A 20,881-nucleotide genomic window follows, 5' to 3' on the forward strand; every position below is an offset into this window, starting at 1 on the left:
ACTGACCAGGGTGAAAATCGCCCCGATTTTGACCAACTTTCGGACATTTCTTCTGCATTATGAAATTCGTACCGTTTGTGTTGTTTCGGTCAGTTTTCAAAGCACCTTGATCAGATGTTCCTTCAGGGCGTCGATCTTCACGTGCACCCGGGCGAAATCGTAAGCCTGCTGGGTCGTAATGGGGTCGGCCGATCGACGACCGTCAGAGCGGTCATGGGCTTGGTGCGGTCAACCGGCTCGGTGGTGTTCGACGGCGCCGAGATAAACGGAAAGAGGACCTATGAAATTGCTCTGCGGGGCTTGGGATACGTGCCGGAAAGCCGCGATATCTTCCCATCGCTGACCGTCGAGCAAAACTTGATACTGGGGCAGCAGCGCGGGAAACAGTCGCAATGGAGCATGGACGACATGTACGACATATTCCCGCGTCTGAAAGAGCGCAGACACACGCTGGCCGGGGTCATGTCGGGCGGCGAACAGCAAATGCTGACGCTGTGCCGTTCGTTGATTGGCGACCCCAAGCTCATCATGATCGACGAGCCTACGGAAGGGCTTGCGCCGCAGATTGTCGAGCAGGTTGCCCAGTACCTCGACACGCTTCGTCAGCGTGGCATTGCAGTTTTGCTAGTTGAACAAAAACTGGCTATAGCACTCGATATTTCCCAGAGGCTTTATGTCATGGGCCGCGGAACTATCGTATTTGAAGGAACTCCCGACGACCTGCGCGAGGCACAGCAAATACGCAGGGACTGGCTGGAGGTCTAGCACTGGCACTTGTAATCAATACAGGAGACATCATGAAGCACAAAGCACAACTCAAACTAAGCGCCTTGGCATTGACTATGAGCCTGTTCGCAGGCGTTGCTCATGCTGAAAACGTAAAAATCGCGGTGATAGATCCATTGTCTGGATCGTTCGCGGCATTGGGCGAGAACCAGCTCCGTACATGGCAGTTTGTGGGCGATTTGGCCAACGAAGAAAAATGGGCCGGCGAGCATACACTCGAATTCGTGGGCTTCGACAACAAGGCTGGGGTGCAGGACAGCCTCAGCCAGCTCAAGCGAGCCATAGACCAAGGCTACCGTTATGTTGCCCAGGCCAATGGTTCCGGGGTCGCGTTCGGTCTGGTAGACGCCGTCAACAAACACAACGCGCGCAATCCTGGCAAAGAGGTCTTGTATATCAACCATGGCGCAATAGACCCGGAGCTGACCAACGGGAAATGCAGCTTCTGGCAATTCAGCGTCGATTCCAACGTCGACATGAAAATGCAGGCGCTGGTCAATCACCTGGCCAAAAACAAGGACGTCAAGAAAGTCTACATAATCGGCCAGAACTATGCCTTTGGGCGTGCCGTCAGCAAAGCGGCCAAAGAAATGCTGGCGGAAAAGCGTCCCGACGTAGAAATCGTCGGCGATGACTTGCACCCGATAGGTGAAGTGAAGGATTTCTCGCCCTACGTAGCGAAAATCATAGCGTCCGGCGCCGATACCATCATCACCGGCAACTGGGGCTCCGACCTGGCGCTCCTGATCAAATCCGCGCGCGCTTCCGGGCTAGACGCGGATTTCTATACCTACTATGCCGTACTGAAAGGCTCGCCGACGGCCATGGGCGAAAGCGGCCTCGAGCGTGTCAAATACGTAGGTGTATGGAACGTCAACAACGAAGAGTACAAGGGCAAGGACCTGGTCGAAGGGTTCAAGCAAAAATATGACGATGATTTGACCTGGCTACAGGCTTATTCCGCTGTGGCGCTTCTTTCGAAAGCCATGAAAGAAACAGGTTCCGTAGATCCGACTGACGTTGCATTTGCCCTTGAAGGCATGGAGCTGGACAACCTCAACGGCAAAATAAAAATGCGCGCGTCGGACCACCAATTGCAGCAGGCTCTGTATGTGGCAACATGGTCCAAGACCAACGACACCACCGTCCAGCTTGAACAGGAAGGGACAGGCTTTGGCTGGCGCACGGAAGAGGTCATTCCGGCCTCCGAGGCAGAGTTGCCGACCATTTGCGAAATGAAACGGCCCAAACGCTGATATTCTGGCAGCACGACAGGCCCCGGGCCTGTCGTGCAACAGACCTCCGGTTAAATCGTGCGGAGAGAGCAAACCATGCCTGAGCCACACATCATTCGTCCCTGGTCGAGTATCATGCCGGTGCCGGCTCACGGGCCAAAACCATTTAGAGCACGCTTTACCGACGTATTGAGCTTGTTTCGATACGCGGTGCGAAACGCAGCGCACAAGCCCGCGATATATTATTTCGACCGCAGCATGAGCTACGCGGAGCTGGACGAATATGCCAACAAGTTCGCGCTGGAATTACTGAGATTGGGGGTCCAAAAGGGGGACAGAGTTGCCTTGTATATGCAAAGCATCCCTCAATTCATTATTTGCTCCCTGGGCATATGGAAGGCGGGAGCCGTCGGGGTAACCATCAACCCCATGAACCGCGCTCGGGAGCTGAAGCTGCTTTTGCAAGATAGTAAAAGCCGAGTGGTGGTGCTGCAAAATGGGCTTTACAACGGTGTTGCGCGCCATGTTCTACCAGAGTTGCCGGGCGTTGTTCCGATAGTCACCAGCGCGCGCGAATTCCAAGGCAGAAATGACAGCAGGGTCATGAACGCTGACGACGATGCCCCATGCGATGGCGCAATGTCACTATCCGACGCCTTGGGCCGTGATTTGCCCGACGGGTGCATCTCTTGCTTGCAAGACAGCGCACAGCCCGATGCTGCGGCGATGCTGGTCTACACGTCGGGCACCACTGGCGCTCCCAAAGGCGCGATCGTAACCCATGCGAACATGGCCATCGACGCCGAAATCTTCAGAGAATGGGCGGGCGTGAACGACGGTTGCGCCATCTTGGGAATCGCGCCGCTGTTTCATATTACCGGTCTGATCGGGCACGTGATTATTTCGTTTGCTTGTTTGGCGGCAGCCATATTGAGCTGCCGGTTCCACGCCGAGGTCGTCGCCGAGGCGGCCGACAAGCACAAGCCCGAGTTCGTCGTCGGCGCAATCACCGCATTTATCGCGCTTATGAACAATGACAATGTAAGCGCCAGCCAGCTTCAATCTCTTAAAAGAATATATACAGGCGGCGCCCCGGTTCCGGCTGCGGTCGCCGCGCAGTTTGAAGGAAGGTTTGGTCTGCCCATGCGCAATTGCTATGGTCTGACCGAAAGTACTGCCTTGGCTTTGGCCGTTCCGCCTGCCATGGCCACGCCGGTGGACGCCGACGGGGCGTTCTCAGTCGGTATCCCGGTATTCGATACGGACGCCTACATCGCGGATGATGACGGTTCAGTATTGCCACCGGGCGAAATTGGCGAAATCATGCTGCGTGGCCCGCAGATCGTGCCAGGCTACTGGGACAAGCCAGGGCACAGCGAAGCGGCTTTCCGAGACGGCTACCTTCGGACAGGCGACGTTGGATACATGGACGCGCAGGGGTGGTTTTTCCTGGTGGATCGCAAGAAAGACATGATCAATGCGTCAGGCTACAAGGTTTGGCCGAAAGAGGTCGAAGACGTTATATACAGCCATCCGGCCGTGCGTGAGGCCGCGGTCGTGGGCGTGCCAGATACGTACCGTGGAGAGACAGTCAAGGCGGTAGTAAGCCTGAAGCCGGGCTATGGTCTGAAAGGTACGGACCTGATTCTTTTCTGCAAAGAGCGCCTGGCGGCATACAAGTATCCGCGCATAGTAGAGATCGTGGATGAGTTGCCCAAAACCGCTACTGGAAAAATTTTGCGCAGATTCTTGCGCTAGCAGCTCGGCCACATACGACGCTCGCCGAGCTTCAGAGTATGGTCAGTACATGTGTTGGCCACCGTTCATGGCAACGTTGCTACCGGTCATGAAGGCCGCAGCATCGCTCACGATGAATGTCACCAGCGCGGCAATCTCATCGGGCTGTCCAAGGCGGCCGACTGGAATCGCGTTGATGATCTTCTGCCGTATATCCTCGCGCACTGCCATCACCATCTCGGTCGCCAGATAACCAGGTGAGACGGTGTTCACGGTCACGCCCTTGCGCGCCACTTCTTGTGCCAGCGCCTTGGTGAAGCCATGAACACCGGCCTTGGCAGCCGAATAATTGGTCTGTCCGAACTGGCCCTTGCTGCCATTGAACTTCGAGTCCAGATTGGTGCGCAGCACGGCGTCCCAGCTGACTTTGTCAAGCTTGCGCAGCGTGGCGTTGCCTGGTGTATGCGTAATGATCACACGATGGCCAGCGTCGTGCAGAGCGCGGGCGATGGCGGCACCCAACCCCCGATTGCCTCCTGTGATCAGTGCCGTTCGTCGAGGGGGATTCATGGTGTATTCCTCAGCAAGTCGGGAATCGCACCGGAGGCAAGTCCGGCATCGGGCTTATCAGGGGCAGTACCGTCCCGATCACGCCATAGGCGTTTGCTTGACGCTGATCTTGCGCAGCAGCGGCAGCCATGATCGGGCGTTGACGACCAGCAGGCCCGCCAGAACCAGTGTGGCCCCCACGAGGAACCCATACGTCAGCTGCTCGCCCAGCAATATCACGCCCAAGACGACGCCGATCAGCGGTGTCATGAACGACAGCACACCCAAGGGTGCGGCCAGATAGTGGCGCAGCAGCCAGAACCAGGTCAGGTAGCTGGCGAAGGACACCAGCAGCGCCTGGAATCCCAGGCTGGCCCAAACCAGCGGGGTGCTATGGAATTGTGTCTGCCCGGACACCAACATGACCGGCAGCAGCAACACGGCGGCGCCCGCCAGCTGGTAAAACAGGGTTTGCGTCGCCGGCGCTTCACTCAGGCGGCTGGTGCGCACGGCCACGGTGGTCAAGCCCCAACCCAGGCCCGCACACAAGCCCATCAGGTCGCCCAGCAGCCAGTTGGTGTCCGCGCCGGCCGGGTCACTTTTTTCCGGCGCCAGAAAAGTGACCAGGATACCGATGAAGGCCATGCCGATGCCTGTCCATTGCAGTCGGCTCAGGCGTTCCTCGGGCAGGCGCAGATGCAAGCCGACGGCTGCGAACATGGGGCCGGTGTAGAGGAAAACGGCCATGTGCGATGCGCTCGTCCAGCGCAGCCCTTCGGCCACGAACAGAAATTCGCCCGCGAACAGCGCGCCCACGACCAGTCCCGAACGCAATCCTACGCCCCGCAGCCAACGCTCGCGCAGGACGAGGTGACCGACCAGCCAAACGAGTAACGCCCCCACACCCGAGCGCAGCACGACTTGCAGCAAGGGCGGCACGTCGCCCGCCACGGCCTTGATGGCAACCTGCTGCATGCCCCATGCCAGGCACAGCGCCATCATGAACGCTGTGGCCTGGCCATCCACGGGTTTTCTCATCGAATAGCCTTCCAAAACATGATTCCGGTTCAAATCCACAGAGCGCAGAGGGCGATGCCGATGCCAGCCTCGCGACAGATCTCGACCATCATCGAGAAAGCCCTGAAATTCTAACTGCGATTGTCGACCGGATGGATTGGAACGGCGCCTGCGCACCTGCCCCCGCTTGCGCACCCGCCCGCTATCGTCGCCATGACCCGTGAGGCAATTCAACGTCGCGTTCGGCTGCGGCAAGTGCCGTCGCCAGGCCCGCGCGGTCGAGGGGAATGCAGTAGGCTGGCTTCGCCCGTTCGAAGCGCCAACTGTCCTTGAGGGGTCCGGCGTCTACCGTATCGAATCCGAACTCGTCCTGCAGTTTTTCGACCCAGCGCTTTGCGTTGGCGTCATCGCCCGCAATGGGCAATGCCCGCCGTTGCCCCGATGCGGGTTGCGCTGTGGGGGTTTTTAGATCTGTCGCCAGGATCGCATTGAACGCTTTGACGATCGTCGATCTAGAGAAGTGCTTCGCCACCATGCTGCTGGTCGTCGTCTGGTACGTGTCGAGCTCGGCGAACCGGCCATCCCGATCAGGATAATAGTTGTTGGTGTCGATGAGGATCTTTCCAGCCAACGGTTGGGGGTCGATTTGAAACAATTTTGCAAATGGAACGGTGACGACCACGACCGGGCCGAACCCTGCGGCCTCTTGCGCGGTGCCCGCTAAGCAGCCGATCTGCTCGACGATGTCGCTCAGCGTGTCTGGGGTGCGTGAGTTGCTGATTTTCACTTCATGGCCACAGCGTACGGCGAGGCGTGCGATTGCTTGGCCGATATGCCCCGCTCCGATGATGCCGATTTTCATCGCAATACTCCTGAATATGGAAATAAATTATTCTGAACTGGACAGATCGACCGCTTTAAGACCATTGTTCAGGCGGTTGATGAAATGCACAAACGAAACTTTGTCGTCGAACCGGAATCCTTTCATTGACTGCCGGTAGAATTCGTAGATTTTCGGTTGAAGGCCTGACCAGAATGCACTCCCCTGGGAAGTCAGCAATACGAGCTTGACCCTACGGTCGCAGGGGTCGGGAATCCGGCGTACGTGCTCGTCACGCTCCAGACGCTTGAGTACGCCATCCAGATTCTGCCGGCTGACGACGAGATATTCGGCAAGTTCCGAAAACGGCATCCCATTGCTGGCTTCGGCGCGTGATAGGGCGCCCAGTACGGACCATTGAATGGTGGTGATTCCTAATTCTTTGGCCGCCTGGCGTTCGAGTGTATTGGCAACCTGAAATACGCGGAAGAAGAGGCGGTTGTGCACGGCCGATACTTCTTGATCATATTCAGATAGAGAATGCGTATTCATGCCGCTACGTTGCGTTCGATTGTTTTATATGCGAGGAATGGGCTCATTGTACGTCAAGCCCGTAAATTGCCGACGTGGGCTCTGGAGGCGAAGCATGCAACGGATCGGTACCTCGGTGCCACGTCTCGCTCAGCCGGACTGCCTTTGGTTGCCGAGGCGCGAGGCGCGAGGCGCGAGGCGTACTAGTGCAAACCCTGATAACTATCTATCAGTTGATATATTAAGCTTGCTTAGCCTGGATCAATTCCATGAAATACATGATTTTTAATAATAATTATGTATCAATCAATTGATACGTAAGTCCATGTGATGCCGGTCCAAAGCGTCAATTGCACTTATGGGAGATCGATCTTGAAGACCTACCCCCATCTGCTTTCACCTTTAACCGTTGCCGGTGTCACGCTGCCAAACCGAATGGTAATGGGCGCCATGCACACCCGCATCGAAACCATGGATCGCCCGCTTGAGCGGCTGGCGGCATTCTATGCGCGCCGGGCTGAAGGTGAAATCAGCATGATCCTGACGGGGGGGTATTCGCCGACTCCCGAGGGCGTCCTGGAAGAAGGCGGGCTGTATCTGAACAGCGAAAATCAGCTCGCAGATCACGCGCCCATTATATCGGCCATCCGTAACGCGGGTGGGCGTATTGTTTTGCAGATTCTGCATGCCGGCCGATATGCCAGAATAAATACTTGTGTGGCGCCCTCTGCGGTCAAGGCGCGGATCAACCGGTTTACGCCGCGTGCGCTATTAATCGATGAAATCTGGAACCTGATCGAACACTATGCCCATACGGCCGAGCTGGCAAAAAAAGCGGGTTATTCCGGTGTCGAGATCATGGGTTCAGAAGGCTATTTGATCAATGAATTTACGTCGGCCATTACGAATCACCGGGAAGACGAGTTTGGCGGTCGCTATGAAAATAGAATCCGCTTTCCTGTCGAAATAGTGAAAGCGGTCAAGCATCGGGTCGGCGAAGAATTCATGGTGATCTACCGCATTTCAGCGATTGAGCTGATGGACGGCGGCATGACGGGCACCGAGGTGGCCGAACTGGCACGGCGCATCGAAGCGGCGGGTGCGGATCTGATCAATACCGGTATTGGCTGGCATGAATCCAGCGTGCCGACCATCGCCGCAAGCGTCCCACGTGCAGCATGGCGGCAGGCCATTGCCAACGTCAAACAGGCCGTATCCATCCCGGTGATGGCATCCAACCGCATCAACGTACCCGCTGTGGCCGAAGACATCATCGCCAGTGGCGTGGCAGATCTGGTGTCCATGGCGCGCCCATTGCTGGCGGATCCTGATTTTGCCCAAAAGGTGCGCCATGGCAATGTCGAGGAAATCATACCGTGCGTCGCCTGTAACCAGGCCTGCCTCGACCGGATTTTCACCGATAGCACGGCCAGCTGCATGACCAATCCGCGGGCGGGCCACGAAATCGAGTTTCCAAAGGGCAAGGCCGCATCCAGCAAAAAGGTGGCGGTCATTGGCGGCGGGCCGGCCGGGATGGCGTTTGCGGTCAGCGCCGCCGAACGGGGCCACCAGGTGATCCTGTATGAAGCAACGCCCATGCTGGGCGGGCAGATCAACCTGGCAAGACAGGTACCCGGAAAAAGTGAATTCAATGAATTGCTTCGCTATTTCCAAGTGATGCTAACGAAGCTGCAGGTCCCGACCCACCTGAACAAGGCGCCGTCCGTCGAAGAACTCAAGGCAGAAAAGTTCGACGACATCGTCGTCGCGACCGGTATCGTGCCTCGCCGGCCCGAGATCCCAGGGGTCGATCACGCCAAGGTCCTGAGCTACGTCGATGTGCTGAAGGGCAGCAAACCGGTCGGCCAGTCTGTGGCGATTCTAGGCGCGGGCGGTATCGGATTTGATGTGGCCGAATTTCTTGTAGGCGATACCGAAGAAGCATTGCAAACGGATGCATTCTATGACGCCTGGGGTGTCTCTACGGATCCAGGCGCATCCGGTGGCCTCACCGCCGCCGCTCGGCCGCATCCCGCACGTGCCGTACACATGTTTCAGCGGAAGAATGAACCCCTGGGAAGAAACCTGGGCAAAACAACAGGCTGGATCCTCAAGTCGAAATTGAAAAGAAACAACGTGTCCATGACGTCCGGCGTGACCTATGAGCGCATCGACGATCATGGCCTGCACTACAGCCTGGATGGTGAATCGCACGTGCTGGACGTGGACAACATCGTCCTCTGTACGGGTCAGATTTCCGAAAAGCGTTTGGCCGACGCGCTTTCGGAAGCAGGCCTGGCGTGCCACGTCATCGGTGGCGCAGATTATGCAGAAGAACTTGACGCCGTCCGTGCAATCGACCAGGCGACCCGTTTGGCGGTGAATATCTGAAGAGAGGCGGATATGAACATGTATAACGTCGATCTGGACAAGTGCGAGGCAAATTACCAGCCTTTGACACCGATCCAGTTTTTACATCGATCGGCGGATGTTTTTCCTGAGCGCACGGCCGTGATCTACAGAGATCGAAAATATACTTGGTCTGAGTACTCCGAACGGTGCCACAAGCTGGCAAGAGCACTGATTGCAACAGGGATCGGCCGTGGCGATACCGTATCGATCATGGCGGCCAATATCCCGGCGATGGCTGAGGCGGCATTTGGCGTTCCCATGAGCGGTGCGGTCCTGAATTGCATCAATATCCGCCTGGATGCAGCCAGCGTTGCATTCATCCTTAAACATTCAGAAGCCAAGGTGTTTTTTGTCGATCAACAGTTTGCCAGCGTTGCAAAAGCCGCGATTGCGCAAGCGGGCCTCGAGGACGTGCGCGTCATCGATATCGCAGACCCGTTGATTCAATGCCCCGAGATGGTTGGCGACATCGAATACGAAGACTACATTGCCGCTGCGCCTGGCGATATCGCCATTGTATATCCAGAGGACGAGTGGGATGCGATCGCGCTGAACTATACGTCGGGTACAACGGGCGATCCCAAGGGGGTCGTTTATCATCATCGTGGTGCCTATTTGAATGCACTGGGTCAAGTGATCAACGCGAACTTTCTGGGTAAAGTACCGGTATATCTCTGGACGTTGCCCTTGTTTCACTGCAATGGGTGGTGTTTTGCATGGGCGGTGGCGGCAATCGGCGGAACGAACGTCTGTCTTCGGAAAGCGGCGGCCGAAGACATCTTCGAGGCGATTGCCGCGCATCAGGTCACGCATTTTTGCTGTGCGCCAACGATCCTGGATTTTATGATCGCGGGCAAGCCCGACGGCTGGAAAAACCCCGCCGAGCCGGTCAAGGTGTTGTGTGCGGGGGCTTCGCCCCCTGTGGCCACCCTGAAAAAATCGATGGCGATCGGCCTCGACGTCGTGCACGTGTACGGCATGACAGAGCAGCATGGGGTTGCGACGATTTGCGAGCCGCAAGCGTCCTGGGCCGAGCTGGATCCTGAGCAACAGATCAGGCAAATCGGACGCCAGGGGGTGCGCTCTGTCGTGACGGATCAGATGGCCGTTTGCTCACCCGACACGTATGAAGAGGTCCCGCGGGATGGCTCGACCATCGGCGAGGTCATGATTCGCGGCAATATTGCCATGAAGGGATACCTCAAGAACCCGAAGGCCACGCAAGCGGCTTTCAGGAACGGCTGGTATCACACGGGCGATCTTGCGGTGGTTCATGAAGACGGCTATATCGAAATCAAGGACAGGTCGAAAGACTTGATCATTTCTGGCGGGGAGAATATTTCCTCGATCGAGGTAGAGGATGTCTTGTATGCCTATCCCGGGGTCGTTGGCGCTGCGGTGGTGGCCGTGCCCGATGAAAAATGGGGTGAAGTGCCATGCGCGGTGGTCGAACTGAGCCCCGCACACCAGGCTGTGGTCACCGAACAGGACATCATCGAGCATTGCCGGGCGCATCTGGCCGGTTTCAAAACGCCCAAGCACGTCATTTTCGAACCATTGATCCGGACTGCAACGGGGAAACTGCAGAAATTCAAGCTGCGCACCCATGCCACAGACGTCGTCAGCAGCAGAGGCAAACCAAGGTAACACAATAATTTAATGTGCCGACATGTCGGCGATTCCAGAGGAGACGTTCCAATGAAATCTCGTTGTATATCCATCGCGGTCTCGGCGCTGGCCGGGCTGATGATTACCGCCCCTGCTTTCGGAAACGAACGGGAAGTCAACATCGCCGGATTCGGTGCCAAGTCTGGCGTGATCCGGCTCTTTGGCATGAACAGCGAAGCGGCCATGAAGGCGGCTGTCAAGGCCATCAACGATAGCGGGGGGGTCAAGCTGGGCGACGGCGCGACAGGAAAGCTCAAGCTCACGTACTACGATGACCGTTGTAACGCAGAAGAGGGTATTTCAGTGGTCCGTCGGATTGCCACCACCGAGGCCATCGTCGGTGTGGGGCCCAGTTGCTCGAACGTGGGCGAGTCGGTGTTCGGGATCTTGCAGAAAAAAGTGGGCGACGACAGCGACAGCGGTCTTCAGTTTCCCATTTTTGGTGATGTGGCCGCAAAAGTCGGGCTCGCGAGTATTTCGGAATGGTCTTTCAGAAATATCCCGAATGAAATGGAGATGTACAAGGATTTATTCACCTGGGCGCAAAAAAACCATCCAGAGCTGAAGACCGTGTACGGTGGGGTCGAAGTGGACTTTGCCCACTCCAAATCCACATTCGAAGCCATGAAGGCACAAGCCAAGGCGCATGGCTACGAGCTTGTGGGGGAAAGCGAGTGGCTGCTGAACGACACGACTTTTTCCAACCAGGTACGCGACATGCGTCGGTCGAATGCGGACATTGTGCTCATCTCGGCGCATCCGGTAACGACATGCGGCGCACTGAATGAAATGGCGCGCCAGAATGTCAAACCCAAGCTTTTGATTGGCCTGACCAGTTCATCCACTGTTGAAACATTGAATGGCTGCGGGAAGCAGGCCGAGGGCATGATTATTCCGACAGGCTTTGCACCGATCAATGACCGGGCCCGGCAGGCGTCCGACCAGATCTCCGAACAGGGTGGAAGTGCGGACCTGCACAGTGCCGCGTCCTATGAGAACATTTTTATTCTTAAAGATGTGATCGAGTCGCAAGGCGTCATGGCCAAGCCGGACACTGTTTCCGAAGACCGTCAAAAAATCCGCCAGGGGCTTGCGCAGCTGCCAGAAACGGAAGGCTTGCTTGGCGTCGCGGCGCGTACGGATGATCGCGAGGCAGTAAAACCCTATGTGTTCGTGCAGGCCCAAAACGGCAGCTGGGAGATGATTTACAACCCGGCCGACGAAAAATAACGGGCTGAACACATTCGCATAGTTCACATAAGGGGGTGAAGCGTGGATCCGTATTTTCTGATCGATACGGCACAGTCTTTGATGAGCGGGATGCTCTATGGCTCGACGTATGCCTTGATTGGCCTCGGGTTCACCCTCATTTTCGGTGTCATGCACAAGATCGACCTCACGTACGCCGCAACATCGATTGGCGGTGCGTATGCCAGTATTCTAGTACTGCAGTCGGTATCCGCACCGGCCATCGTCGTTTTCTTGCTGGCGGCGTGTGCCGGCGGGCTGATTGGGCTTTTGGTCTATTTTGCGTGTTTTCACTTCATTTCGTCCAAGCACCCTTTGGCCATGCTGATGGCTACGCTGGGCATGCTCTTGTTCATCGAAGAGGTGATCATACAGGCGACCGACGGTGTGCCGATTTCCTTTCCAGTGCTTGTCGAACACTCGATCATGCTGGGTGAATTCTACATTCGCGGGGATCTGATCGCCGTATTCCTGGTTGCCTGCGTCTGCATGGCGGGGCTGCTGTGGCTGTTGCATCGGACCCGGCTGGGTCTGGGTACGCGTGCCGTGGCACAGCAGCCAACGGCCGCCATGCTGTGTGGCATCAATCTGGCCGTCGTGAATTCGCAGCTTTTCATCATTACCGGATTGTTGGGCGGCGTGGCAGGGGCCATGATAGGTTCGGCCGTGGGGGCATTGTCTCCTCTGCTGACTTTGCCGCTGACGGTCAAAGGCCTGGTCGTTACAGTGATTGGCGGGCTGGGCAGCATACCGGGCGCCATCATCGCCGGGTTGTTCGTGGGCGGGCTGGAAAACGTCTTCCAGCACCTGCGTGGCGTCAGCGAGCGCGATCTGTACGTGATGCTGTTGTTGTTCATATTCTTGGTCGTACGGCCCAATGGCCTGTTCGGCTCGGTTTCAGCACGGGATTGAGGCGGTCGCACCATGAATTTTTATTTCAGTCTGATCCAGGTTATCGGAATCCATACCTTGCTTGGCCTGTCGTCCTACTGGATCTTGCTGAGCGGGCAGGTCAGTCTTGCGCAGGCCGCCTTTTTTGGTATTGGGGCCTATCTGGCAGGGATGCTGACCACGCTGTGGGGTTGGCCACTGGTGCCCGCCATCCTGATGGCGGCCCTGGTGTCCGGTACGGTTGCGTTTGTAGTGGGGTTTCCGGCATTGCGTGTCCGGGGCCTGATTCTGGTGGTCGCCACGCTCGCATTTGGCGAGATGGTCAGGGTGGTCTTGTTCAACCTGAATTACCGCATTGTGGTGGATGGGGTCGAAGTGGGCCCTGCCGGTGGCCAAGGTTTTTCGCATATCCGGTATTTTCCGATCAACGGCTGGACAGTCTTCGACGTCATGATCTTCATCTGGGTGGTGGTGGCCATCGTCATGGCGGGGCTCTGGTGGCTGGATCGCTGTCGTATCGGCGCCGTATTGCGGGCGGTTGGCGAGGATGAGGTGGCGGCCCAGGCAACGGGCATCAACATCACCGCGATCAAGGTGCTGGCAATGACGGTCAGCGGCGCGCTCGCAGGCCTCGGAGGGGGGGTATTTGCGCATTACACGACCCACATCGAGCACGTCCAGTTTGGCATCGTGCTCGCTGCGTTTGCCATTTCTTATCCGATATTGGGGGGGCTTTCCAGCGTTTTTGGTACGCTGCTCGCGGTGATTTTCATCCAGGGGTTCTTGATCGAGGGGCTTCGTTTTATCGGCGACTGGCGCAGCCTGGTGTTCGGCTTGTTTATCGTCCTGGTCATGAATCTTCGCCCCGAAGGCTTGCTGCATCCGTTTTCCAAACGGCCGGTCGCCCGCTCGGGCAAGGCAGGAGGCTGACATGTTGCACGTTCGAGCCCTGAGCAAAAATTTCGGCGGCATTCGCGCGCTGGACGATCTTAGCTTTCATATCCAACCGGGCGAGATTCATGGCTTGATCGGCCCGAATGGTTCCGGAAAAAGCACGACCGTCAATCTCATATCGGGTCTGTATACGGCGTCGTCCGGCACGATCGAGTTCCTGGGGAAAGACATTACGTCATTGCCGCTGCATCATCGCCCGATGCTGGGCATCAGCCGTACTTTTCAGAACATACGCTTGTTTGGCAGGCTGAGCGTCTGGAAGAATCTCTGGATTGCGCAGCGGCAAAACGGCCAGAAACCCGTCGGCTTTCTCCATAAATGGATCGGTGGCGAAGGGGCCGCTCGGGATGAAATCGATGAGATTCTCGAGTTTTCTGCATTGCACCACAGGAAGGACGTGCTGGCCGCAAACCTTTCGTTTGGCGAGCAGCGGCGCCTGGAACTCGCGCGGGCCATTGCGTGCAAACCCAAGCTCATTTTGATGGACGAGCCTGCTGCGGGCATGAACCTCGAAGAAATCAGCAATCTCGAAGACCGGATCGTGAACCTGAAGCAGCGCGGCATGACCGTCTTGCTGATCGAGCATCACATGAATCTGGTCATGTCGGTCAGCGATCGCATCACCGTCTTGAATTTTGGACGAAAAATCGCAGAAGGGACGGCACAATCGGTTCAGTCGGACCCTGCTGTGCAAGAGGCCTATCTCGGAGTGCCTGCATGAGTGTTCTGTTACGTATATCCGACCTGGCAACCTCTTACGGCCGGATAGAAGTTCTTCGTGCCGTTTCCCTTCAGGCCGAGAAAGGCAAGATTACCTGCCTGTTGGGGCCCAACGGGGCAGGAAAGACGACGCTGATGATGACCGTGGCGGGGGTGCTCAAGCCCCAATCCGGGCATATTCATTTTCTCGATCGAGACATCGCGGGTACGTCACCCAGTACCATCGTGCGTTCAGGCATTGCGCTCGTGCCCGAGAACCGGCTGGTTTTCAAGGACATGAGCGTCCTGGATAACCTGAATGCGGGTGCCATTACGCGCAAGGACCATGAACAAATCCATAAAGACCGTGAACGGCTGCTGGATCGTTTTCCCCGCCTGCGCGAACGCTCGTCCCAGCTGGCCGGCACCTTGTCGGGGGGTGAACAGCAGATGCTGGCGATCGCACGCGCCTTGATGTCGAATCCGCGCCTGCTGCTGATGGACGAGCCCTCTGTGGGGCTTGCCCCGCTGGTCGTCCAAGAGATCTTCACGATTATCTCAGAGCTCAAGCAGGATGGCGTGTCGATTTTTCTTGTAGAACAGAATGTACGCATGTCATTGAAGATCGCAGACCATTTTTATCTGATGGATCATGGGCGTATCGTTTTTGACGGCGCCCCCGATGAGTTCGCGGAAGACGAAGTCATCAGTCGCGCCTACCTTGGAGAGCGCCGCTGACGTTTTACCGAACGCCGTGTTGGTTGATCCCCAGGCGGCGCGCCGGCGCATGGCCTATGCGTGTGGCGTATTTTTGAGGACACAATGTTTGTCGACATTGTTCAGAACACGATTGAAGGCCTGGCTCACGGCGCGGCATATGGGTTGATCGCCCTGGGTTTTACATTGATGTTCGGCGTGATGGGCCGGCTGAATCTGGCGTACGGTTCGATCATCATGATTGGCCTGTATGCGGGTATTTTTGTACAGTCACGCTGGCATGTGCATTGGATGGTCGTCGCAGGCACTGTCATGGCTTGTTCCGTCATTGCGGGGATTTACGTAGAACGTTTATGTTTTGCACCGATGCGTGACGGAGCGGCAATGGCCTCGCTGGTTGCCAGTTTTGCCATCTGGATGCAGCTCGAAGAAGCGGCGATGCTGGTGTTGCCGCGGCATTCCTATCCATTTCCGGCACCTACCGATCAGGTGGTCATCGAGCTGGGCCCGTTCTTGTTGAGGGGGGATCATCTCGTCACGCTGGGCACGGCTGCCCTGATCATGATCATCCTCGAGAGACTGGTGCAGAACAGCCGCTTTGGCCTGGGTTTGCGGGCGATTGCGGAAAGTCCGCGCGCAGCGGGCTTCGTCGGGCAGCATGTACGACGCTCGCTTTTTTTGGTTTTCATTATTGCGTCCATGGTGGGCGGTGTGGCGGGCTGGTTGATTGCTTCCACGAACCACCAGGTTTCCGCCATGTTTGGCATGTGGGCGACGTATAAAGGGCTGGTTGCCGCCATGCTGGGCGGGTTGGGTTCCATGCGTGGCGCGCTGGCCGGCGGTTTGCTGTTGGGTTTGGTTGAAGCGTACTCGCTCTGGGCGTTCGGGCCCCAGATCCGGGATCTATCAGCCAGTTTGATATTGTTCCTTTTGATTGTCATGCGTCCTGGTGGCCTTTTTGGCCAAAAGCAGGCCATGCTGGGTGCTGCTGCACGTACAAGGCTGTGATCGATCCTTTCTTAATCGGGGTGCTCTCCAATATTGGCATGATGTCCTTGCTGGCGCTGTCGGCCTATTTATTGCTTCTGGTCGGCGAAGTCTCTTTCGGGCAGCAGGCTTTTTTCGGCGTGGGCGCCTATGCGGGGGGTATTGCCACGGCGCTTTGGGGGTGTTCGCTGGGCGTCGCCCTGCTTTTCGCGGCGTTGATGGGGGCAGCCGCCCAATTGCTTGTTGCGTTGCCGACGCTGCGCCTGCGGGGCTTTTATTTTTCCGTCGCCACCCTGGCCTTTGCCGAGGCCGTGCGAATACTGTTTGGCCTGTTTCACTACAGGCGGGATGTGGATGGCCGGATGATGGGGCCGGATGGCGAGAATGGGTTTCGTGATGTACGGTACATCTATGACCACAATATGGGTGGGCAAGACTACATGTTGATCGTTTGGGCGCTGGTCGTGGCGGTACTGCTCATTTTCATGCTGCTCGAATTCAGCCGCTATGGCCCCCGCCTGCGCATGATCGGTGAAGACGACATCATGGCGGGGCTCAACGGCATCCATGTAACCCGCTATAAGCTCGCGACCTCAGTGGCCGCGGGCGCGCTGGCCGGGCTTTCTGGCGGGCTGTATATTCACGCCGTCACATATGTCGAGCCTGGGGTTTTTGGCATGATGCTGGGCGTGCATACCTTGGCGTATGGCCTGATAGGCGGGTTGGGGACGGCGTTGGGGCCCTTGATTGGGGTTTTGATCGATATTGGATTCCTGGAATCCTTCCATGGCCTGTCGCAATACCGTATGGTGATTTTCGGCGGAATCGTCGTGTTGCTTCTGATTTTCCGCCCAAGGGGGTTATTGGATGAGGTGTTGGTCAACCGCCTGAACCGGCTGTTCTGGAGGGGGCGGTGATGCTTGTGCTGGAAAATGCAAGCTTGCGCCTGGGCGGTGTGACGATACTGGACACGATCAATATGCGGGTCGGTCGCCGCGAAACGCTCGGCCTGATCGGCCCGAATGGCTCGGGAAAATCCAGCCTGCTGAACGTCATTACCGGTATTTACCCGCTGACCGAAGGGCGCATCCTGTTCTGCGGTCAAGATGTGGCCCATCTGGCGCCCCACCAGATTGTTGCAAGAGGCGTGGCGCGTACGGCGCAGACCACCCGTCTGTTCGAACGCTTGTCCGTCCTGGACAATGTCCGTGCAGTGCAAGGGGGTACCCGCGCCGCCGCCCAGGCTTTGCTTGAGCAGGTTGGTTTGCTTGAGCAGCGTTTTATGCTCGCCGGAGCGCTGAGCTTCGCACAGCGCCGCCGGCTGGATCTGGCCCGTGCGTTGATGCTGAATCCATCGTTGCTGTTGCTGGATGAGCCGGCCGCCTCTCTGACCGCCAGTGAGACAGAGGACATGGCCGAATTGTTGGCAGAGGTAGCAGTACCTGGGCGCGCGCTGGTCGTGATCGAGCACAAGATCCGTCTGATCGCCGCGCTATGTCCACGGGTCGTCGTCCTGCATATGGGGCGGCAGATCGCCGAGGGGTCGCCCGAGCAGGTCATCGCTCATGAAACGGTTCAATCCGTCTATTTTGGCGCAGAAGGAGCGGGGCGTGCTTGAGGTTCGTGACCTGACCGTGCGCTACGGGAAGGTCACCGCCGTTCGTGGCGTGTCATTCGAGCTTCGAGCGGGCCAGCTGGTGGCCTTGGTGGGGGCCAATGGAGCCGGTAAATCGTCCGTGCTGGAAGCCATTTCTGGGATGAAAAGGCCGGTTGAAGGACAAATCAGATTCCTCGGGGAGCGGATCGATTCATTGCCCGCACATCGAGTGATGGCGCGCGGCATTGCTCATGTACCGGAAGGCCGGCTGATTTTCAACCAGTTGACAGTCGCTGAGAACCTGGATGTCGTCATGCCTGCGGCTCGGAGCCGGTCTCGCGCCCGGGCGCGCCGCGACGCTGTTTTGCTCCGTCTGCCCGAGCTGGCCGATTGCCTGGACAAGCCGGCATCGGCCCTATCGGGCGGGCAGCAGCAATTGCTCGCCGTCGGGCGGGGCCTGATGGCCGCGCCCCGGTTGCTGATCCTGGACGAGCCGACGCTGGGGCTATCGCCTGTGGCGACGGCACGCATGTTCGGCTTGGTGGAGGCGCTTGCCGCCGATGGAATGACCATTCTTCTGGTCGATCAGAATGTGAATCGAGTTTTGCAGTGTGTCAATGAAGTGCACGTCATCGATCACGGTGAAATCATCCTGGCTGGACCGGCCAGCACCGTATCGACAGATGCACGTATAACCGAAGCCTTTCTTGGTCGTGCAGGATAGGCGCTCTCTAGAGGGGGAATATCGTGAGGAAATCGATTATGGCCTTATTGCTGGCATCGGCGCTGCCGTTTATGGCGGCACCGGCTTTGGCGGGTGGCAGCCTGGCTGCCCAGCTGGCTTGCGTGCCGGCGCAAGCGCGGCTGGCCTATGATTGCCTGATCCACGTAACGGACCAGCCGTCGGGCGATCCCGTTGATGGCCTTGCCATACAGGCCAAGGCAGACATGCCTTCCATGCCGTTGGCGCATAACATACCGCCGGTCAGGGCACAATCTACAGGCGAGCCCGGTGTTTATCAATTTTCGATTACGCTGGACATGTATGGCCGTTGGGCATTTTCCATGACCATCATGGGGGCTCGACAGGATATGCTGGTCGAGGTGCTGGACTTTGTGGCGCCGGATGGCGAAGACGATGCGCATGGGCATCATCATGATCAGGATCATGATGACCATTCGCATGGCCATGATGCTCACGCATCACACTAACCCGATGGGCCCGGATCCGATAGGCCCGATCCGATAGGCCCGATCCGATAGGCCCGATCCGATAGGCCCGATCCGATAGGCCCGGATCATTTGCTGAATGGGGCTCCCGGCCCATGGTTCATTAAAAGGGCCGGGATGTGGCCCGGCCCTGAAGCGCGTTGGTGCTGGTTTTTGTTTCAGCTTATGTTGCGCAGATCGACCCGCCGGATTTTCCCACTGGGCGTTTTGGGCAGGCTGTCGACAATGTGAATGTGCCGCGGATAGCCGTGCCGGCCATATCGCACGCGCACGAGGTCTTGCAATCGCTCTACCAGGCCGTCGGTGGCCGCATCCGAAGCCAGTGTAATGAAGGCTTCGATCACTTCGCCGCTGACGGAGTCTGCATATCGCCGCCCGACGACTGCCGCTTCGGATACCGCGGGGTCGAGCGCCAGGATGCTTTCGATGTCGAATGGTGAAATGCGATAGCCTGACGCGATGATGACGTCATCTGCACGTGCGGCAAAGAATACGTCGGTACCATCGTGACGGCCGGCATCGCCGCTTAAATACCAGAGTTTGTCTTTTGTGTAGCGCTCTTGTGTCTGGCGGGCATCGTTTGCGTAACCAGTGAACCACATCAATGGGCTATTGGGAACGGACAGCGCGATGGTATCGCCAACGGTTCCGACGACGAACCCCGGCATGGCCTGGCCCATGGAACCCGCCTTGGGTTCACGTAGCAGACGGGGGTCCCAGGCGTTGATGACGCCCATGCCTTGCTCGGTCTGGCCCCAGTGGTCTCGGACGAGACAGCCGAGTGCTTTGGGGGCCCAGTCGGTGATTTCGGGGGTGAGCGGTTCGCCGGCGGATGAGGCGACCCGCAAGGGCGTGTTGAACCGAATGCCATCTTTTCTGAGCGCCCGGTATACGGTGGGCGCTGAAGCGAAATTGGTGACACGCAGCGCGTCGACCACTTGCTTTGTGATGGCGGTGGTGAATGGCGCGGCCAGCAAGACATTGGCTCGCCCGGTCGCCATGGGGCCGACGACAGAGTAAAAAAGGCCATAGGCCCAGCCGGGATCGGCGCCGTTCCATAATACGTCGTTGGCCTGTAGATCGAAGCCATAGCGCATATAGGCGATGAAGGACGCAATGGCGTAGGCAGGCACGCGTACGCCTTTCGGCGCCCCGGTTGTCCCGGATGTATAGAGCTCGATGAACGTGCCGCTTTGGCCAATGCGTTCATTATGTTCGAGAGGGGGGTGTGATTCGATCAGGGTGTCCAGGTTTGCCCCGGTTTTCAGGACCGGGATGTCGATGCCCACAAGTTTTGGACATTGATCTGGGTCGGCTATGATCAGGCGCGCCTGTGCCGCATTGACGCGCGAGGCGATGGCTTCATTGCCGAACGCAGTGAACAGCGGGACATGGACTGCACCTAAACGCCACAGCGCAAGCAGCACGATAGGCAGTTGCCGGGTTTTGGCCATGAGGACGCCGACGCGCGAACCGACCCCTATGCCTTGTTCGGACAGCGCGCTGGCCAGGCATTTTGAACGCTGCGCCAGTTCGCCGAAAGAGAGGCGTTCGATATCGAGATTTCCGTTGACCAGTATGAATGCGGTGTCGTCTGCGGGCTTGCTGTCACACAGAATGTCGGCGACACAAAGATCGGCAGCGGAAAATCTGTTTTTCAGTTCCTGTACTTCGGCCACGATGTCCGGGATGTCCAGCCAGGGGGCATGGGCAACGGATACGACGTCTGATTCCTGATTTTGTTGGCTTGGATCTTGTGCGGTCATCGCGTCTCCTCCTGTGTGGCTGTCTGGAATACTGTGA

Annotated in this window: 20 protein-coding genes; 15 read left to right on the forward strand and 5 right to left on the reverse strand. The window is 57.6% G+C overall.

What is annotated here, in order from left to right:
* Positions 1–114: 114 nt before the first annotated feature.
* From WCZ84_RS02300 to WCZ84_RS02310, 3 genes are all read left to right on the forward strand, one after another.
* Complete coding sequence (locus WCZ84_RS02300) at positions 115–765, forward strand: ABC transporter ATP-binding protein (RefSeq protein WP_372684640.1); 651 nt, start codon at positions 115–117, stop codon at positions 763–765.
* Positions 766–797: 32 nt separating this feature from the next.
* A complete protein-coding gene (locus WCZ84_RS02305) occupies positions 798–2,042 on the forward strand; it encodes a branched-chain amino acid ABC transporter substrate-binding protein (protein ID WP_372684641.1) in 1,245 nt (414 codons plus the stop codon).
* 75 nt (positions 2,043–2,117) lie between these two features.
* Positions 2,118–3,779 (forward strand): AMP-binding protein, encoded by a 1,662-nt coding sequence (locus WCZ84_RS02310; RefSeq protein ID WP_372684642.1) that lies wholly within the window; start codon positions 2,118–2,120, stop codon positions 3,777–3,779.
* Between the two features lie 42 nt (positions 3,780–3,821).
* Here the strand turns inward: WCZ84_RS02310 and WCZ84_RS02315 are convergent, their stop codons facing one another.
* The 4 genes from WCZ84_RS02315 to WCZ84_RS02330 all read right to left on the reverse strand — a co-directional run bounded on the left by WCZ84_RS02315 (position 3,822) and on the right by WCZ84_RS02330 (position 6,696).
* Positions 3,822–4,328 carry an SDR family oxidoreductase gene (locus WCZ84_RS02315; protein WP_372684643.1) on the reverse strand — a complete coding sequence of 169 codons (507 nt, stop codon included), beginning with the start codon at positions 4,326–4,328 and terminating at the stop codon, positions 3,822–3,824.
* A gap of 78 nt (positions 4,329–4,406) precedes the next feature.
* On the reverse strand, positions 4,407–5,345 hold the full coding sequence (locus WCZ84_RS02320) for a DMT family transporter (protein ID WP_372684644.1): 939 nt from the start codon (positions 5,343–5,345) through the stop codon (positions 4,407–4,409).
* A gap of 181 nt (positions 5,346–5,526) precedes the next feature.
* Positions 5,527–6,186: an NADPH-dependent F420 reductase gene (locus WCZ84_RS02325; RefSeq protein ID WP_372684645.1), complete on the reverse strand. Its 660-nt coding sequence runs from the start codon at positions 6,184–6,186 to the stop codon at positions 5,527–5,529.
* Between the two features lie 27 nt (positions 6,187–6,213).
* The gene (locus WCZ84_RS02330; RefSeq protein ID WP_372684646.1) at positions 6,214–6,696 is read right to left on the reverse strand and encodes a MarR family winged helix-turn-helix transcriptional regulator; all 483 of its coding nucleotides are present in this window, start codon (positions 6,694–6,696) and stop codon (positions 6,214–6,216) included.
* A gap of 351 nt (positions 6,697–7,047) precedes the next feature.
* Between WCZ84_RS02330 and WCZ84_RS02335 the strand changes: the two genes are divergently transcribed.
* From WCZ84_RS02335 to WCZ84_RS02390, 12 genes are all read left to right on the forward strand, one after another.
* Positions 7,048–9,066 carry an FAD-dependent oxidoreductase gene (locus WCZ84_RS02335; protein WP_372684647.1) on the forward strand — a complete coding sequence of 673 codons (2,019 nt, stop codon included), beginning with the start codon at positions 7,048–7,050 and terminating at the stop codon, positions 9,064–9,066.
* An 18-nt stretch (positions 9,067–9,084) separates the two neighbouring features.
* Positions 9,085–10,734: an AMP-binding protein gene (locus tag WCZ84_RS02340; protein ID WP_372684648.1), complete on the forward strand. Its 1,650-nt coding sequence runs from the start codon at positions 9,085–9,087 to the stop codon at positions 10,732–10,734.
* Positions 10,735–10,785: 51 nt separating this feature from the next.
* A complete protein-coding gene (locus tag WCZ84_RS02345) occupies positions 10,786–11,985 on the forward strand; it encodes an ABC transporter substrate-binding protein (RefSeq protein ID WP_372684649.1) in 1,200 nt (399 codons plus the stop codon).
* A gap of 42 nt (positions 11,986–12,027) precedes the next feature.
* Positions 12,028–12,915 carry a branched-chain amino acid ABC transporter permease gene (locus WCZ84_RS02350; RefSeq protein ID WP_372684650.1) on the forward strand — a complete coding sequence of 296 codons (888 nt, stop codon included), beginning with the start codon at positions 12,028–12,030 and terminating at the stop codon, positions 12,913–12,915.
* Between the two features lie 12 nt (positions 12,916–12,927).
* Positions 12,928–13,824 carry a branched-chain amino acid ABC transporter permease gene (locus tag WCZ84_RS02355; protein ID WP_372684651.1) on the forward strand — a complete coding sequence of 299 codons (897 nt, stop codon included), beginning with the start codon at positions 12,928–12,930 and terminating at the stop codon, positions 13,822–13,824.
* Between the two features lies 1 nt (position 13,825).
* Positions 13,826–14,569: an ABC transporter ATP-binding protein gene (locus WCZ84_RS02360; protein ID WP_372684652.1), complete on the forward strand. Its 744-nt coding sequence runs from the start codon at positions 13,826–13,828 to the stop codon at positions 14,567–14,569.
* A complete protein-coding gene (locus WCZ84_RS02365) occupies positions 14,566–15,285 on the forward strand; it encodes an ABC transporter ATP-binding protein (protein WP_372684653.1) in 720 nt (239 codons plus the stop codon). The genes WCZ84_RS02360 and WCZ84_RS02365 overlap by 4 nt, the downstream gene beginning before the upstream one ends.
* Before the next feature lie 84 nt (positions 15,286–15,369).
* On the forward strand, positions 15,370–16,272 hold the full coding sequence (locus WCZ84_RS02370) for a branched-chain amino acid ABC transporter permease (protein ID WP_372684654.1): 903 nt from the start codon (positions 15,370–15,372) through the stop codon (positions 16,270–16,272).
* Positions 16,273–16,292: 20 nt separating this feature from the next.
* Complete coding sequence (locus WCZ84_RS02375) at positions 16,293–17,168, forward strand: branched-chain amino acid ABC transporter permease (RefSeq protein WP_372684692.1); 876 nt, start codon at positions 16,293–16,295, stop codon at positions 17,166–17,168.
* Positions 17,169–17,191: 23 nt separating this feature from the next.
* Positions 17,192–17,869 (forward strand): ABC transporter ATP-binding protein, encoded by a 678-nt coding sequence (locus WCZ84_RS02380; RefSeq protein ID WP_372684655.1) that lies wholly within the window; start codon positions 17,192–17,194, stop codon positions 17,867–17,869.
* On the forward strand, positions 17,817–18,572 hold the full coding sequence (locus WCZ84_RS02385) for an ABC transporter ATP-binding protein (RefSeq protein WP_372684656.1): 756 nt from the start codon (positions 17,817–17,819) through the stop codon (positions 18,570–18,572). Before WCZ84_RS02380 ends, WCZ84_RS02385 begins: the two co-directional genes overlap by 53 nt.
* 38 nt (positions 18,573–18,610) lie before the next feature.
* Positions 18,611–19,060, forward strand: coding sequence for a FixH family protein (locus tag WCZ84_RS02390; protein ID WP_372684657.1), 450 nt, complete (start codon positions 18,611–18,613; stop codon positions 19,058–19,060).
* A gap of 176 nt (positions 19,061–19,236) precedes the next feature.
* Here WCZ84_RS02390 and WCZ84_RS02395 read toward each other — a convergent pair whose 3' ends face one another.
* The gene (locus WCZ84_RS02395; RefSeq protein WP_372684658.1) at positions 19,237–20,844 is read right to left on the reverse strand and encodes an AMP-binding protein; all 1,608 of its coding nucleotides are present in this window, start codon (positions 20,842–20,844) and stop codon (positions 19,237–19,239) included.
* Between the last annotated feature and the right edge of the window lie 37 nt (positions 20,845–20,881).

Origin of the sequence: Castellaniella sp., from assembly GCF_041675725.1 — a bacterium.
In the GTDB taxonomy this organism is placed as follows: Bacteria; Pseudomonadota; Gammaproteobacteria; order Burkholderiales; family Burkholderiaceae_B; genus Castellaniella.